Consider the following 16,029-nt stretch of genomic DNA (forward strand, 5'->3'; position numbering starts at 1 on the left):
CACGTCGGCCTGGGCGGCAGCGCGCCGCGCCAGCCCTGCCCCGCACGTCACAGGCGAGGACCGCCGTCTTCGGTCGTCCCTGCGCCGTGGTGCGTCATCGGGATCAGGTCCGGGCCGTGAGGGTGAGCAGCGTCGCCTCCGGCCGGCACGCGAAACGTACGGGCGCGTAGATCGAGTGGCCGCAGCCCGCACTCACGTTCAGCGGCACCGAACGTCCCTCGTGCGTCCAGGTGCTGAGTCCCTTCGCCTGCTTCAGCGGGATGTCGCAGTTCGCGACGAGCGCTCCGTATCCCGGGAGGCACACCTGCCCACCGTGCGTGTGCCCGCCGAGGATCGCATCCGCGCCGAGGTCGATGAAACCGTTGAGCACGCGCTGATACGGGGCATGCGTGACGCCGAGTACGGGCGTCTCGTCCGCCCGGGGGCCGAGAGCGTCGAGGGCGGCGGGGAGCAGGTCGAGGCGCTCCCAGTCGCGGTGCGCATCGTCGACGCCGAACAGATCCACCGTGGCGTCGCGGACGGTCAACCGCGCGGCGGTGTTGTTCAGGTCGGCCCACCCGAGCTCGTCCGTGAAGTACCGGTCCATCGCATCCGTGTCGAGCAGCGCCGGCTGCCGGACCTTCTGCGAGGGGCCGGCGAAGTAGCGCAGCGGATTTCGAGGCGACGGGGCGTTCACGTCGTTGGAGCCGTGCACGAACACACCGGGGATGCCCGCGAAGGGCGCGAAAGCGCGGCGGATGCCCTGTAGGCCGTCCTCATGCCCCAGATTGTCGCCGGTGTTGACGATGAGGTCGGGCTCGAGCTCGGCCAGTGAGGCGAGCCAGTCCTGCTTCCGGCGCTGCCACGGTGCCATGTGAGCGTCGGAGATGTGCAGGATCCGCAGCGGGGCCGCCCCTTCCGGAAGCGCCTTCGCCGTCGCGACGCGCACGGTGAACAGGTAGCGCTCGATTCCGAAGCCCCAGACTGCGGCCGCGGCACCGACGGCCCCCACCGCGCCGAGCGCGATGAGGGCCGGGTGCGCCGCGCGGGGCGCGCCTACTTGCACGTCACCCTGATCGGAGTGGACTTCGTCGCCGCGGTGTTCGCCGCGGGGTCGGTCGAGGTCACCGTGGCGTCCTCCGCGTTGCACGACCCTGCGCGCTCGACCGTGGTGAAACCGGCCGCGATGAGAGCGGCGTTGGCGGCGGTCGGACTCTTGCCGGTGACGTCGGGGACGGTCGCTCCGTTGCCGTTGCTGGGCGAGATCGTGATGGTGGAGCCGATCGCGGCCTGACCGCTGGGATCCTGCGCCACCACGATGTTGGTCGCCTGGTCGCTGTCGACGGGCTCGCCCACCGACACCGTGAAGCCGGCGCGATCGAGCGTGGCGGTGGCCTCCTCGACCGACTGTCCCACCACGTTCGGCACGTCGACGCGGACCTGACGGATGAGGTTGCCGTCCGGCTGAGGGAACGCATCGCCCCCGTACGCCATGTTCGCGGCATGCTGAGCGGTTCTCGCGAGCGGGTAGCGCACCTCGTTGAGGAGGTGGCTTCCGGTCCAGACGTTGAAGACGTTGTCGTGGTTGCCGTTCGAGCGTCCCGCCCACACCGCCGTGGCGACCTTCGTGCTCGATTCGATCATCATCGTCGACCAGAGGTCGTGGGTTCCGGTCTTGCCGATCAGCGGGGTTCCATCGAACGGGTTGGCCCGCGAACCGGTCCCTCCGCCGGCCATGACGCCTTGCAGCGCGTACGCCGCGGTCGCCGCGACCTCCTGGGACAGGACGCCCTCCGTGCAGGACGCCTTCGGGAGTTCCCGCTCCTTGCCCTCTGCGTCGATCACCTTGTCGATCGCGCGCGGAGTGCAGTACGTGCCGCCGCTGGCGACCGTCGCGTACGCGTTGGCCATCGCGATGGGCGAGATGTTCTTGGGGCCGAGCACGTCGTACGGCACGTTCTCCTCGGTGACCTTCTGACCGTTGGCCAGCGTGACGCCCATCTTGTCGGCGACCTTGTTGATGTCGCAGACGTCGAGCTTGGAGGCCATGGCGAAGTAGCCACTGTTGAGGGACTGCGCCGTGAAGGTCATGGGAGTCCCGGGATACCCGCGGCTGCGACCGAAGTTGCCGATCTCCGCCGTGTTCGTCGGCTGCGGGCTCCCGCAGACGGGGATCCTCAGGTTGGTCTGCACGGTGCCGTTGAGGTTCTCCCGCACCGAGTGACCCTTCTCGAGCCAGTCGATGAGGGTGAACAGCTTGTACGTCGACCCCACCTGGAATCCGCCGGACTTGCCGAACTTCTGGTCACCGGCGAACACGAGCGAGGAGTACGCCTGATCGGTGGTCGGCGTCTCGGAGAACATCGTGTTCTGGGTGATGGAGAGGATGCGTCCGGTGCCGACCTCGATGGAAACGCCGGCGGCGCCGAAGTACTTGTTGTCGAAGTTCGCCGGGACGACGTTGGCCATCTCCTGGGCCGCGGGGTCCTGCACGCGGAAGTCGAGCGAGGTGTAGATCTTCAGGCCGCCTCGGCGGAGCAGGTCGCGACGCTCCTGGATGTCGGCGCCGAAGGCCTCGTCGTTCTCGACGATCGACTTCACGTACTGGCAGAAGTAGGCGTTGCGGCCCGCCGCCGCGCAGCCCTGGACCGGCACGGTGATGGCGGGTTCGATCGCCGAGGCGATCGCCTCGTCGTACTGGGCCTTGGTGATCTTCTTGTCGGCGAGCATGCGGCCCAGCACGTAGTCGCGGCGGTCCTTCGCGTCCTTGTAGCCGTCCTCGGCGGAGTTGTGGGCGACGCCGTCGTCGGTCGTGTACGTCCCCTCCGGCTTGTCGATGCGGTAGGTGTTGGGGTTCTGCACGATACCGGCCAGCGTCGCGGCCTGAGGAACAGTGAGGTTCGCGGCGGTCGTGGAGAAGTAGTAGCGCGCCGCGGCTTCGATGCCGTAGACGGTGCCGCCGAAGTTCGCGATGTTCAGGTAGCCGAGAAGGATGTCGTTCTTCGAGTAGTCCTTCTCGATCTGGATGGCGTAGCGCATCTCCTGGAGCTTGCGCTCGATGCCGTCGACGCCGGACGCGTTCGTCGCGTCCTGCCAGCACTGCTGCAGGTCGTCGGCGTAGGTCTCGGAAGCGGTGTTCACGTTCTGCTCACACTGCTGGATGCGGACGTTCTTCACGAACTGCTGGCTGATCGTCGAGGCACCGCGGCTGGAGGTGCCGCGCACGTTGTCGACGAGCGCCTTGACGGTCGCGCCCAGGTTGACCCCGCCATGCGTGTAGAAGTTCTTGTCTTCGCTGGAGAGGATCGCGTCATAGAGGACAGGGGAGACCTGCTCGTAGGTGACCGGAACGCGGTTCTGCTCGTAGAAGGACGCCAGGACGACGGGCTGACCCTCGGGGCTCGTCGCGTAGATCGTGGACTGCTCCATCGGAGTGTCGACCTTCAGCACCTCGGGCAGCTCGTCGAAGATCGTCAATGCGGTGGTGCCGGCGACGCCGGTCATCGCGAGGACGGGGGTGACGCTGGCGGTGACCAGCAGACCGGCGATGGCGCTCAGTCCGACGAGCCCGACGAGACCGCCGAGCACGCCCTTCACCGTGCGGTTCTTTTGGGGCATACGCTTGATCGTAGGGGAGTTCCCTGAATACCGGCTTTGACGAGCGCGGCCCGGTCTGCCCTGGACGCGCCCTGATCGACAGGAGTGCCATGACCACGTGGGAGTACCTCACCACGCCGCTGCTGATCCACAACACCGCGGCCATCCTCAACAACTGGGGCAAGCAGGGCTGGGAGCTCGTCCAGGTGGTGCAGGGTCCCGAAGGCGGTCTGGTCGCCTACTTCAAGCGCCCCGTGACGACGGACGGCTCGACCAACGCCGGTCTCGCCGCCGCCGCCGAGGCTTCGCGCCAGTTCGAGGGAGGCCAGGCATGAGCATCGCCGCCCGTCTCTCCGAGCTCGGCATCGAACTGCCCGCCGTCGCCGCGCCGGTCGCCGCCTACGTGCCGGCCGTCGTGCACGGAGGCCTCGTCTACACCTCGGGCCAGCTCCCGTTCGTCGATGGCGCCCTCCCCACGACCGGCAAGGTCGGCGCTGAGGTGTCCGCGGAGGACGCGAAGGCCTACGCGCGCACGTGCGCGCTGAACGCGCTGGCCGCCGCCGCCGACGTCGCGGGCGGTGTCGACCGCATCGCGGGTGTCGTCCGCGTGGGCGGCTTCGTGGGCTCCGCGGAGGGCTTCACCGGACAGCCCGCCGTCATCAACGGTGCGAGTGAGGTGCTCGGTGAGATCTTCGGCGAAGAGGGCCGGCACGCCCGCGCGGCCGTCGGTGTGGCGGAGTTGCCGCTCGGCAGCCCCGTCGAGGTCGAGGTGACGTTCCGTCTCGCGTAGCCCCGAGACCCCGCATAATCGTCGAGACCCCCTGCTGCACGCATTCGCAGCAGGGGGTCTCGACGTGTAACCGGGGTCTCGCGCTACTTGACCTGCGCGGAGATGATGCTCATCACGGCGGTGTCGGCGAGCGTCGTGGTGTCGCCCACCTCGCGCCCCTCGGCGACGTCGCGCAGCAGTCGCCGCATGATCTTCCCGGAGCGGGTCTTCGGCAGCTCGCCGACGATGTAGACGTCCCGGGGACGGGCGATCGCGCCGATCTGCTCGCCCACCCAGAGCCGCAGCTGCTGCGCGAGTCCTGCGGGGTCGTGAGCGGAGAGGTAGCTCTCCTTGATGATCACGAACGCCACGACCGCCTGGCCGGTGGTCTCGTCCGAGGCGCCGACGACGGCTGCCTCCGCGGTGGCCTCGTGCGCGACGAGCGACGATTCGATCTCCGCGGTCGACAACCGGTGGCCGGAGACGTTCATGACGTCGTCGACCCGGCCGAGGAGCCAGAGGTCGCCGTCCTCGTCGAGCCGCGCCCCGTCGCCGGCGAAGTAGTAGCCCTGCTTCTCGAACTTCTCCCAGTACGTCTCGCGGAACCGCTCCGGGTCGCCCCAGATGCCGCGCAGCATGCTGGGCCAGGGTTCCGTGATGACGAGGAGGCCGCCGTTGCCGTTGCCGACCTCCTCACCCTGTTCGTCCACCACGTCGATCGAGATGCCGGGCAGCGGCACCTGCGCGGAGCCGGGCTTCGTCGCGGTGACGCCGGGAAGCGCCGACACCATGATCGCGCCGGTCTCGGTCTGCCACCAGGTGTCGACGATCGGGGTCGTGCCGGCGCCGATGACCTCGCGGTACCACATCCAGGCCTCGGGGTTGATGGGCTCGCCCACCGAGCCGAGCACGCGCAGCGACGACAGGTCGAACTTCTGCGGGACGCTGCGGCCGATCTTCATGAACGAGCGGATCGCGGTCGGGGCCGTGTAGAAGATCGAGACCTTGTACTTCTCGATGAGCTCCCACCAGCGGCCCGGGTGCGGGGTGTCCGGTGTGCCTTCGTAGAGCACCTGGGTCGCGCCGTTCGCGAGGGGGCCGTAGGTGACGTAGCTGTGACCGGTGATCCAGCCGATGTCGGCGGTGCACCAGTAGACGTCCGTCTCCGGTTTCAGATCGAAGACGTTCTTGTGCGAGTACGCCGCCTGGGTGAGGTAGCCCCCGGAGGTGTGCAGGATGCCCTTCGGCTTCCCCGTCGTGCCCGAGGTGTAGAGGATGAACAGCGGGTTCTCGGCGGGGAAGGCCTGTGCCGTGTGCTCGGCGGAGGCGGCCGGGACCACATCGTGCCACCAGAGGTCGCGGCCGTCGGTCCACTCCACCTCGTTCTCGCCGCGCCGGACCACGAGCACGTGCTCCACGGTCTGCTGTTCGCCTTCCCCGCGGTCGGCCAGGGCCTGGTCGACCGCCGGCTTCAGCGCTGAGACGCGGCCCTTGCGGTAGCCGCCGTCCGCCGTGATGACGAGCTTGGCGCCGGCGTCGTCGATCCGGGAGCGCAGGCTGTCCGCGCTGAAGCCGCCGAAGACGACCGAGTGGATCGCACCGACGCGCGCCACGGCGAGCATCGCGGCGATCGCCTCGGGGATCATCGGCAGGTAGATCGCGACGCGGTCGCCCTGACCGATGCCGAGCTCCTCGAGCACGTTCGCGACGCGCTTGACCTCGTCCGTCAGCTCGGCGTAGGTGATGCGGCGGCTGTCGCCGGGCTCGCCCTCCCAGAAGAGCGCGACGCGGTCGCCGTTCCCGGCGTCGACGTGCCGGTCGAGGCAGTTGTAAGCCACGTTGAGCTCGCCGTCGTCGAACCACTTGGCGAAGGGCGGGTTGCTCCAGTCGAGGACCTGGGTGAAGGGCTTGTGCCAGTGCACGAGCTCGCGGGACTGGTCGGCCCAGAAGCCCTCGCGGTCGGCCGCGGCGCGCTCGTAGAGCTCCTGCGAGGCGACGGATTGGGCGGCGAACTCCTCCGACGGCGCGAAGCGCCGGGTCTCGTCGAGAAGGTGATCGATCTGACTGCTCATCGGCAGGCGCTCCTTTGCGGCGTTCGGGTCGTGCAGGCGTGGTCGCAGGGGGACGCGACCAGGTCAGGGCGAATCTATCCCCGCCCCCTACGGCGGAGTACCGCCGAAAGTCGGTAGTGGAGCGGGTTTTGTCAGGACGGTCGCCTTGCGTACACTCGACGACAGCCGAAATCTCATTCCGGCCTTGGCGTGCCCGATTCCCCCGATCGAGAGCCGCCGTGGGCGGCATCTCATTCCCCCCGTGAGGTGCCGCCCTTTCTCGTGGGAGCGCTCCCTTCCTACGGCGCGCGATCGAGGCGTTCCTGCACCGTGGGACTGGGCGCTGGCTTGTGCACAGGATCCGAGCGACCGCACCGGCAGCCACCCGAGGTGCCGCACGTGCCGCCTAGCTTCGCCGTATGCCCGATCGATTCGTCATTCAGCCTCGGCTCTCCGGATCCGCCGAGGCGCCGCGGAGCCCACAGGAAAGGCTCCGGCGGGAGCCGGCCTTCGCTCCGCTCGCGCCGTTCCTCGACGATGAGGTCACGGACGTCTTCCTCAACGGCGCCGATGCGCTGTTCGTGGACAAGGGGAATGGTGCGTCCCGCGTGCCCTCCTGGCGGGCGACGGAACGCGAGATCCGCGAGCTCGCTGTCGCCCTCGTGGCGCTCGGTGGTCGGCATCTCGACGATCAGACGCCGTGCGTCGATGTGCGTCTCGGCTCAGGCGTTCGGGTGCACGCCGTCCTGGCGCCGGTGTCGACGCGGGGCACCGCCGTCTCCATCCGGATTCCCCGGGTGCAGGCGGCCGACCTCGACGCGCTGGCGAGGCGCCGAGCCTTCGACGCCCTGCAGCAGCGCTGGCTGCACACCCTCGTGCGGGACCGTGCCAACCTCCTCCTGACCGGTGGCACGGGCGCCGGGAAGACGACGCTGCTGTCGGCGCTGCTGTCCGCCGTTCCGCCCGATGAGCGGATCGTCACCATCGAGGACGTCGCGGAGCTGAGGCCCGAGCATCCGCACCACGTGGCGCTGGAGGTGCGGCAGGCCAACCTCGAGGGAGCGGGAGGAATCGATCTCGCGCGACTGGTCAGGGAGTCCCTCCGCATGCGCCCGGACCGTCTGGTCGTGGGGGAGTGCCGCGGCGAAGAGATCAGGGAGCTGCTCACCGCCCTCAACACCGGGCACGACGGCGGCGCCGGCACCCTGCACGCCAGTGGTCTTGCTGACGTCCCCGCCCGGTTGGAGGCGCTGGGCGCACTCGCCGGCATGGACGCGGTCGCACTCGCCCGCCAGGCGGTCAGCGCCTTCACGGTCGTGCTGCACCTCGAACGGACATCGGACGGGATGCGGAGGATCGCGAAGGCCGGCCGGTTCGTGATGGCGGCAGATCGCCTGGCGATCGAGGAGGTCGCGCCGTGGTGAGACTCTTCGCACGCACGTCGGCGCCGGGGGAGCAGCCTGACGCCGTGGATTCGGTCCTGACGCTCGCGGTGCTGCTGCAGGCCGGAGCCATACCGGTCGTCGCCTGGCGCCATCTCGCGTCGACGGGAGACCCCGTTGCGGCGGCCGTGCTCGCGCGGACAGATCAAGGCGTGCCGTTGGTCGCCGCGATCGAGGCGCAGGGCGGCATGTGGCGGGAACTGGCGGCGGCGTGGGAGATCGCCACGACCGTGGGCGCACCGCTGGCGGAGACGCTGCGCGCGATCGCCGAGGCGCTGCGCGATGCGGCGTCCGCGGCGGACGACGTGCAGGTGGCGCTGGCCGAGCCCGCGGGTACGGCTCGGCTCCTGCTCTGGATGCCGCTGGCCGGTCTGCTGCTCGGCGTCGCACTGGGGTTCGACGCTCTGGGCGTCATCGTCGGCAACCCGCTGGGGACCGCGTGCGTCGCCGCGGGCCTGCTGCTCGTCGTCGCCGCGCGGCTCTGGACAGGGCGGCTGCTGCGCCGCGCGCGTCCGGAACCCGGCACGCCAGGACTGGCGGCGGAACTCGTCGCGGTGGGACTCACCGGTGGCGCGCCGATCGATCGCGCGGTCGAACTCGCGTCCGAGACGGGGGTCGTCGATCCCGCGGGGCGTGGTCGCGTGCAGCAGGTGCTCGAGCTGTCTCGCGCGGCGGGCGTCCCGGCCGTGGAACTGCTCCGCGCGACGGCGGCGCAGGACCGGCATCGCGCGAGGGTCCGCGGTCGTCTCCGCGCCGCCCGACTCTCCACCCGCCTCCTGCTTCCGCTCGGCGTCTGCACACTGCCGGCGTTCCTCCTGCTCGGGGTCGCGCCCCTCCTGCTCAGCGTGCTCGCCGCCACACCGCTGCCCACGTGATTGCTCCGAAACCACCGAGAAGAAAGAGGAATGAAGATGAATGACACCCTCCCCACCTTGAACCGCCGTCGCGCTGTCGCGCTCTTCGGCGACGACACCGGTGCGGCGACCGCGGAGTACGCCATCACCACCATGGCCGCCGTGGCGTTCGCCGGGCTGCTGGTGGCCGTCATGCGCTCGGACGAGGTGCGCGGAATCCTCGCGGGCCTCGTCCGCCGCGCCCTGACCGTGTCATGACCCTGCCCCGTGAGCACGACCTTCGTCGTGGTGGTGCGGTGCGCCGACGGTGGCGCAGTGACGGGGGCGCGGTCGCCGCGGAACTCGCGCTGGCGCTCCCGGCCGTGGTGCTGGTGCTGCTGCTGGGCGTCGGGGCCCTCGCGGCGGGGTCTCGGCAGGTGGCACTGCAGGATGCGGCCGCCGACGCCGCACGGCTGCTCGGGCGCGGGGAGGATCCGTCCTCGGCTGCCCGGGTCGTGCACGGAGCGGTCCCCGGCGCCGGAGCCTCCTTCGGTCGCACGGACGATCTCGTGTGTGCAACGGCCACGCTTCAGGTCTCGGTCGGCGCCGTCATCAGCTTTCCGCTGCGCGCCTCGAGCTGCGCCTTGGACGGGGGACGCTGATGGCGGGCTCGGCGCTCGGGGCCACCCTCCTCGTTGTGTGCGCGACGCTCTCCGTCGGCCTCGCTGCGCTGGGCGGCGCGGCCGTCACCGCTCAGCGCGCGGCAGGGGCAGCGGACGCCGCCGCGCTCGCCGCCGCCGATTCCGCGAGCGGCGCTGTCCCGACCGGCGAGGAGCCGTGCACCCTCGCGGCGAGGGTCGCTGCCGCGACCGGGGCGACCCTCACGAGCTGTTCGCTGGAAGGGTACGTGGCGACCGTGTCGGTGGAGGCGGCGTACGCTGGACTCGCTGCCGTCTCCCGAGCCCGCGCCGGGCCACCCGAAGAACCATGACGGCGGCTCTACCCCTCGCCCGCTGTGAACGACCCTGGATAGCGGTGTGTATGGTGTGCTTCGAAGAAAGGACGCCCCTTGGCTGAAGGCAAGAAGCTCGTCATCGTCGAGTCCCCGACGAAGATGCGGTCTATTCAGGGATACCTCGGCGACGGTTACGAGGTGCTCAGCTCCGTCGGGCACATCCGCGACCTCGCCGACAAGAAGGACATCCCGGCCGAGGACAAGAAGGCGTACGGCAAGTACTCCATCGACATCGACAACGGCTTCGACCCCTACTACGTGGTCTCTGACCGCAAGACCAAGACGGTCGCCGAGCTCAAGCGCGCGCTCAAGCATGCCGACGAAGTCCTGCTCGCCACCGATGAGGACCGCGAGGGCGAAGCCATCGCCTGGCACCTGCTGGAGACGCTCAAGCCCAAGGTGCCGGTCAAGCGCATGGTCTTCCACGAGATCACCAAGGACGCGATCCAGGCCGCGGTCGGCAACACCCGGGAACTCGACCACGCCCTCGTCGACGCGCAGGAGACCCGGCGCATCCTCGACCGCCTCTACGGCTGGGACGTCTCGCCCGTGCTCTGGTACAAGGTCAAGACGGGGATCTCGGCAGGTCGCGTGCAGTCCGCCGCGACCCGCCTCATCGTCGACCGCGAGCGGGAGCGCATGGCCTTCGTCTCCGCGGAGTACTGGGACGTGGACGCCGATGCCGCTGCGACCGGTACGTCCTTCCGCATCCGCCTGGTGCGCGTGGACGGCGGGCAGCTCGCCCGCGGATCCGACTTCGACGACACCGGCAAGCTCAAGAAGGCGGTCGTCGTCCTCGACGAGGCCAAGGCATCGGCCCTGGCCCGCGCGGTGGACGCCGCAGGCGCGGGAACCGTCACCAAGGTCGAGGCGAAGCCCGGCACTCGCAGCCCCTACGCGCCGTTCACCACCTCCACGATGCAGCAGGAGGCGGGGCGCAAGCTCTCGATGAGCGCGAAGCAGGCGATGAGCGTCGCCCAGCGCCTCTACGAGAAGGGGTACATCACCTATATGCGAACCGACTCCACGGCGCTGAGCACCCAGGCGGTGCAGGCGGCGCGGAGCCAGGCCGTGGCTCTCTACGGCGACAACGCGGTGCCGCTCAAGCCGCGCGTCTACAAGTCCAAGAGCAAGAACGCCCAGGAGGCGCACGAGGCGATCCGTCCTTCGGGGGAGAACTTCCGCACACCGTCCTCGCTGTCCGGCGAGCTCGACCGCGAGGAGCAGCGGCTATACGACCTGATCTGGAAGCGCACCGTCGCGAGCCAGATGTCGGACGCCAAGTACGAGACGACGACCGTCACCATCGCGGTCGAGGCGGACGGCCAGACGGCGGAGTTCACCGCCTCCGGCACGGTCTACACGTTCAAGGGCTTCCTCGAGGCGTACGAGGAGGGTCGCGACGAGAAGCGCAGCGACGCCGACGCCGCGGAGAACCAGTCCCTGCCCGCCGTCTCCGTCGGCGACGAGCTGGCCGTGTCCGCCGCGGAGGCGAAGGGTCACCGCACCACGCCGAAGCCGCGCTACACCGAGGCCTCGCTGGTGAAGGTGCTCGAGGAGAAGGGCATCGGCCGTCCCTCGACCTTCGCCACGATCCCGGAGACCATCCTCGATCGCGGGTACGCGGTCAAGCGCGGCCAGGCCCTCGTGCCGACGTGGCTCGCGTTCAGCGTGGTGCGTCTGCTCGAGGAGCACTTCGCCGAGCTCGTCGACTATGACTTCACCGCGGCGCTCGAGGACGACCTCGACACCATCGCACGCGGCGAGCAGAACCGCGTGGAATGGCTGAAGTCGTTCTACTTCGGCTCCGACTCGCATGTGGGTCTTCGGCAGGTCGTCGACAACCTCGGGGAGATCGACGCCCGGGCGCTGAACTCGACGCGGATCACCGACACCGCGACGCTGCGCTTCGGCAAGTACGGCCCCTACCTCGAGGTGGCGGACCCGAAGGATCCGGAGGCCAAGCCGCGGATCGTCAACGTCCCCGAGGATCTCGCGCCCGACGAGCTCACGGCGGAGAAGGCCCAGGAGCTCATCGACGCGCCGGTCGCCGGCGACCGTGTCCTCGGGGTGAACCCGGAGAACGGCAAGGTCGTCGTCGTCAAGGACGGACGCTTCGGCCCCTACGTGCAGGAGAACGATCCGGTCTCCGACGATGCCGTCGTCGATGAGGCCACCGGTGAGGTCGTCGACCTTCGACAGGCTCAGGCGCCCAGCGCGAAGGGGAAGCGCGGCGCGAAGAAGGAAGCGGCGCCCAAGCCCCGCACCGCCTCGCTGTTCCGCTCGATGTCGGTGGACACGATCGACCTCGACACCGCGCTGCAGCTGCTGAGCCTGCCCCGCGTCGTCGGTGTCGACCCGGAGACGGGTGACGAGATCACCGCGCAGAACGGGCGCTTCGGTCCGTATCTGAAGAAGGGTGCCGACTCCCGATCGCTGGAGAGCGAGTCGCAGATCTTCGACGTGACTCTGGAGCAGGCGCTGGAGATCTACCAGCAGCCCAAGTACGGCGCCCGTCGGGCATCGAGCGCGCTGGCCGAGTTCGAGGCCGACCCGGTGAGCGGCAAGCCCATCCGTGTGCGGGACGGCCGGTTCGGGCCGTACGTCACCGACGGTGAGACGAACGTCACGATCCCGCGCGGACAGACCCCGGACGACATCACGTTCGAGATCGCCGTGCAGATGCTCGCCGACAAGCGCGCCAAGGGCCCGGCGCCCAAGCGCGGAGCGGCCAAGAAGGCCCCGGCGAAGAAGGCCCCGGCGAAGAAGGCTCCGGCGAAGAAAGCCGCCTCCACCGCGAAGAAGTCCACGGCGAAGACGTCGACCACCTCCGCATCCCGCTCGGCCGCGGCGAAGAAGGCGGCGGCGACCCGCGCAGCGAACGCGGCGGCGAAGGCGGCCGAGAAGGCGGACTCGTGACCGCAGGCCCCGGCCTCTGGATCACGCTGGAAGGCGGGGACGGCTCCGGGAAGACCACCCAGTCGAACCTCCTCGCCACCTGGCTGGAGCAGAGTGGCCGGAAGGTCGTACGCACCCGGGAGCCGGGCGGCTCCGAGGTCGGGCAGCTCATCCGCGACATCGTGCTCCACCACCGCGGCGACATCGCGCCGCGCGCGGAGGCGCTGCTGTACGCCGCCGATCGCGCGCACCACGTCGCGACCGTCGTCCGCCCGGCGCTCGCCCGTGGCGAGATCGTCCTGCAGGATCGCTATCTCGACTCCTCGGTCGCGTACCAGGGCGCCGGACGTGTGCTCGACGCCACGGAGATCCGCGATCTGTCCCTGTGGGCAGCGGAGGGCGCGCTCCCGGACCTGACCGTCCTCCTCGACCTCGATCCGGCGACGGCGCGCACGCGCCTCGACTCGGCCGACAAGCCGTTCGACCGGCTGGAGGCCGAGAAGGAGGCGTTCCATGCCCGGGTTCGCGACGCCTACCTCGAACTGGCCCGCGCCGAGCCGACGCGGTTCCTCGTGATCGACGCCGCGGCGGCACCGGAGCGCATCGCGGACCGCATACGCGCCCGCGTCTCCGCACTCTTCGACTGATCCGCCCCGGAGGCGCCGTCGTCCGGACGGAATGCACAGTCCGCCGGCGAGTGGTGGGAGCGTCGGCGGTCCCGATTAGGCTGAGTGCATGCCCTCGACCCTCGCCGCACCCTTCCCGTGGGCCGACGTGTGGGGGCAGGAGGCCGCCGTCGAGACGCTGCGCGCCGCCTCGTCCGATCCCGCGGCGCTCTCGCATGCCTGGCTGATCACCGGCCCTCCGGGGTCGGGGCGATCGACGCTCGCCTATGCCTTCGCCGCCGCGCTCATCGCCGAAGGGCCGGATGACGAGGCCACCATGCGGCAGGTGCTCGCCGGAACGCATCCCGACGTGACAGCGTTGCGCACCGACAAGGTGATCATCACGATCGCCGAAGCGCGTGCCCTCGTCGAACGCTCGTACTTCGCCCCGTCCGCCGGCCGCTATCGGGTCATCGTCGTGGAAGACGCCGACCGGATGGTCGAGCGCACCTCGAACGTGCTGCTCAAGGCACTGGAGGAGCCGCCGGAGCAGACCGTCTGGATCCTCTGCGCCCCGAGCGAAGCTGACCTCCTCCCGACGATCCGGTCGCGCGTGCGGTCGCTCCGTCTTCGCGAGCCCGATGTGGCTGACGTGTCCCGCCTCATCAGCCTCCGCACGGGAGTCGACGAGGCGGTGGCCGAGCAGGCCGCTCGCCACGCGCAGCGCCACATCGGCATGGCCCAGCGTCTCGCCACCGACGACGCCGCCCGGCGGCGCCGCGACGAGACCCTGCGCGCGGTGATGGGCGTTCGTGGGGTCAACGACGCCGTCGAGGTCGCAGGCCGCATCATCCAGGCGGCGACGGAGGACGCCAAGGCCCTGACCGCCGAACGGGACGCGTCAGAACGCGCCGCTCTCCTTCGCACCGTCGGAGTCGCCGAGGGGCAGGCGGTGCCTCCGGCGCTGCGTGCGCAGGTGTCGGCACTGGAGGACGAGCAGAAGAAGCGGGCGACCCGGAGTCTGCGGGACGGCATCGACCGTGTGCTCACCGACCTGCAGTCCCTTTTCCGCGATGTCGTGATGCTGCAGTACGGCCGCGGCGACGATCTCATCAATCGCGAACTTCACGCCGAGCTGGCCGGCCTCGCCGCCGCCTGGAACGTGGAGCGTACGCTCGTCGTGCTCGATCACCTGGCCGAGACCCGTGAGGCGCTGGAGCGCAACGTCGCCCCGCTGCTCGCGCTCGAGAGTTTGCTCGTGACCGTCACGAGCGGGAGGAAACCGTGAAGACTCGATCCCTGTCCCGCCTCCGTCGCACCGCGGCCATCGTCGCCGGCCTGGCTGCCGCTTCGGTCGCGCTCTCCGGGTGCCTGTACGCCATGATTCCGGAGCAGTCCTCGAAGCCGGCCGTGGAGAAGACCCCGGACACCGAGGGCGTCGCCGAAGACCTCCTGCCCTACTACTCCCAGGGCCTGGACTGGACCGAGTGCGGCCAGGGATTCGACTGCACCACCGTCACCGCCCCGCTCGACTGGGAAGACCCGAGTGCCGGGGAGATCGAACTCGCCGTGGTGCGGCACCGCGCCGAGGGCGAGGCGGTCGGCTCGCTGCTCACGAACCCCGGAGGGCCCGGTGCCAGCGGTGTCGATCTCATCCAGGGCAGCCTCGAGTACGCGGTGGGTCCGGCCCTCATCGAGCACTACGACGTCATCGGCTTCGATCCCCGCGGGGTCGGGGCCTCCACCGCCGTCACCTGTTACGACGCGAAGGAGATGGACGAGTATCTCTACGGCATTCCGTCGGCCTCACGGGGCACCCCGGAGTGGGAGTCCGAGCTGCTCGACTCGGCCCGTGCCTTCGGTGAGGCGTGCGATGCCAACAGCGAGGGGATCCTGCCCTACATCACGACGGTGAACGCGGCGCGCGACATGGACCTGCTCCGGGCCGTGCTGGGGGACAAGGAGCTCAACTACCTCGGCTACTCGTACGGCACGTTCCTCGGCGCGACCTATGCGAAGCTCTACCCGGAGAAGGCGGGCCGACTCGTGCTCGACGGCGCGATCGATCCCTCCGTTCCGGGTCTCGAGGTCGGTGCCACCCAGGCGCTCGGCTTCGAGTCGGCGCTGCGGGCGTACATGCAGAACTGTCTCGACTCCGGCTCGTGCCCCTTCAACGGCACGGTGGATGAGGCGATGGCCGATCTCGGCGCGCTGTTGGCGAGCGCCGATCGCACACCGCTGCAGAACGGCGACGGTCGCCTCATGGGCGCTGACGCCATGATGACGGCGATCATCGCGGCCCTGTATTCGCAGGACAGTTGGGAGATCCTCACCCAGGCGCTGGACGAGGCGCTGCAGGGCGACCCGACGACGGCGTTCCTGCTCGCAGACTTCTACAACGGCCGGGAGAACGGCACCTACATCGATAACTCGACCGAGGCGTTCCGTGCGTACAACTGCATGGACTACCCGGTCGAAGACGATCCCGCGGCCGAGGCCGCCACCGAGAAGAAGATCGCCGAGGGGGCTCCGACGATCGCGCCGTACTGGTCCGGACCCGACCCGTGCGAGGTGTGGCCGTATCCGCCCACCGGCACACGCGAGAAGATCGCGGCGGAGGGCGCCGGTCCCATCGTCGTCGTCGGCACCACCAACGACCCCGCGACGCCATACGAATGGTCGGAGTCGCTCGCCGACCAGCTCTCCGAGGGCGTCCTCATCACGCGCGTGGGCGAGGGCCACACCGGTTACAACAAGGGCAACGTCTGCGTCGACGAGGCGGTGGAGGCCTTCCTCCTCCAAGATGTGGTGCCGGAGGACGGCTTGCGCTGCGAGTGAGC

At 69.8% G+C, this 16,029-nt stretch carries 14 protein-coding genes; 11 read left to right on the plus strand and 3 right to left on the minus strand.

Features of this window, described 5'->3' with window-relative positions; translation table 11 throughout:
• Positions 1-103: 103 nt before the first annotated feature.
• Both CYL12_RS16485 and CYL12_RS16490 read right to left on the minus strand, forming a co-directional pair.
• Entirely contained in the window at positions 104-1,045 is a 942-nt protein-coding gene (locus tag CYL12_RS16485; RefSeq protein ID WP_101848522.1) for a metallophosphoesterase, read from the minus strand.
• On the minus strand, positions 1,036-3,597 hold the full coding sequence (locus CYL12_RS16490; protein ID WP_233486781.1) for a transglycosylase domain-containing protein: 2,562 nt from the start codon (positions 3,595-3,597) through the stop codon (positions 1,036-1,038). The genes CYL12_RS16485 and CYL12_RS16490 overlap by 10 nt, the downstream gene beginning before the upstream one ends.
• An 89-nt stretch (positions 3,598-3,686) precedes the next feature.
• On the opposite strand from CYL12_RS16490, the gene CYL12_RS16495 reads away from it, so the two are divergent.
• Positions 3,687-3,911 carry a DUF4177 domain-containing protein gene (locus tag CYL12_RS16495; protein ID WP_025104267.1) on the plus strand — a complete coding sequence of 75 codons (225 nt, stop codon included), beginning with the start codon at positions 3,687-3,689 and terminating at the stop codon, positions 3,909-3,911.
• A complete protein-coding gene (locus tag CYL12_RS16500) occupies positions 3,908-4,366 on the plus strand; it encodes a RidA family protein (RefSeq protein WP_101848523.1) in 459 nt (152 codons plus the stop codon). The genes CYL12_RS16495 and CYL12_RS16500 overlap by 4 nt, the downstream gene beginning before the upstream one ends.
• A gap of 83 nt (positions 4,367-4,449) precedes the next feature.
• Here the strand turns inward: CYL12_RS16500 and acs are convergent, their stop codons facing one another.
• A complete protein-coding gene (gene acs / locus CYL12_RS16505) occupies positions 4,450-6,417 on the minus strand; it encodes an acetate--CoA ligase (protein ID WP_101848524.1) in 1,968 nt (655 codons plus the stop codon).
• Between the two features lie 398 nt (positions 6,418-6,815).
• On the opposite strand from acs, the gene CYL12_RS16510 reads away from it, so the two are divergent.
• The 9 genes from CYL12_RS16510 (at position 6,816) to CYL12_RS16550 (ending at position 16,027) form a co-directional block, all read left to right on the plus strand.
• Positions 6,816-7,820 (plus strand): TadA family conjugal transfer-associated ATPase, encoded by a 1,005-nt coding sequence (locus tag CYL12_RS16510; RefSeq protein WP_101848525.1) that lies wholly within the window; start codon positions 6,816-6,818, stop codon positions 7,818-7,820.
• A gap of 44 nt (positions 7,821-7,864) precedes the next feature.
• Positions 7,865-8,713 carry a type II secretion system F family protein gene (locus CYL12_RS16515; protein ID WP_233486782.1) on the plus strand — a complete coding sequence of 283 codons (849 nt, stop codon included), beginning with the start codon at positions 7,865-7,867 and terminating at the stop codon, positions 8,711-8,713.
• Between the two features lie 30 nt (positions 8,714-8,743).
• Complete coding sequence (locus CYL12_RS16520) at positions 8,744-8,950, plus strand: DUF4244 domain-containing protein (RefSeq protein WP_101848526.1); 207 nt, start codon at positions 8,744-8,746, stop codon at positions 8,948-8,950.
• Positions 8,947-9,333 (plus strand): TadE family type IV pilus minor pilin, encoded by a 387-nt coding sequence (locus CYL12_RS16525; RefSeq protein WP_233486783.1) that lies wholly within the window; start codon positions 8,947-8,949, stop codon positions 9,331-9,333. Before CYL12_RS16520 ends, CYL12_RS16525 begins: the two co-directional genes overlap by 4 nt.
• A complete protein-coding gene (locus CYL12_RS16530) occupies positions 9,333-9,662 on the plus strand; it encodes an Rv3654c family TadE-like protein (protein ID WP_101848527.1) in 330 nt (109 codons plus the stop codon). Before CYL12_RS16525 ends, CYL12_RS16530 begins: the two co-directional genes overlap by 1 nt.
• 78 nt (positions 9,663-9,740) lie before the next feature.
• Positions 9,741-12,605 (plus strand): type I DNA topoisomerase, encoded by a 2,865-nt coding sequence (gene topA, locus CYL12_RS16535; protein WP_101848528.1) that lies wholly within the window; start codon positions 9,741-9,743, stop codon positions 12,603-12,605.
• Positions 12,602-13,231, plus strand: a complete 630-nt coding sequence (gene tmk, locus CYL12_RS16540) for a dTMP kinase (RefSeq protein WP_101848529.1) — start codon at positions 12,602-12,604, stop codon at positions 13,229-13,231. Before topA ends, tmk begins: the two co-directional genes overlap by 4 nt.
• An 88-nt stretch (positions 13,232-13,319) precedes the next feature.
• On the plus strand, positions 13,320-14,477 hold the full coding sequence (locus tag CYL12_RS16545; protein ID WP_101848530.1) for a DNA polymerase III subunit delta': 1,158 nt from the start codon (positions 13,320-13,322) through the stop codon (positions 14,475-14,477).
• Entirely contained in the window at positions 14,474-16,027 is a 1,554-nt protein-coding gene (locus tag CYL12_RS16550) for an alpha/beta hydrolase (protein WP_199399158.1), read from the plus strand. The genes CYL12_RS16545 and CYL12_RS16550 overlap by 4 nt, the downstream gene beginning before the upstream one ends.
• Positions 16,028-16,029: the final 2 nt, after the last annotated feature.

This window comes from Zhihengliuella sp. ISTPL4 (genome assembly GCF_002848265.1).
GTDB lineage: Bacteria > Actinomycetota > Actinomycetes > Actinomycetales > Microbacteriaceae > Microbacterium.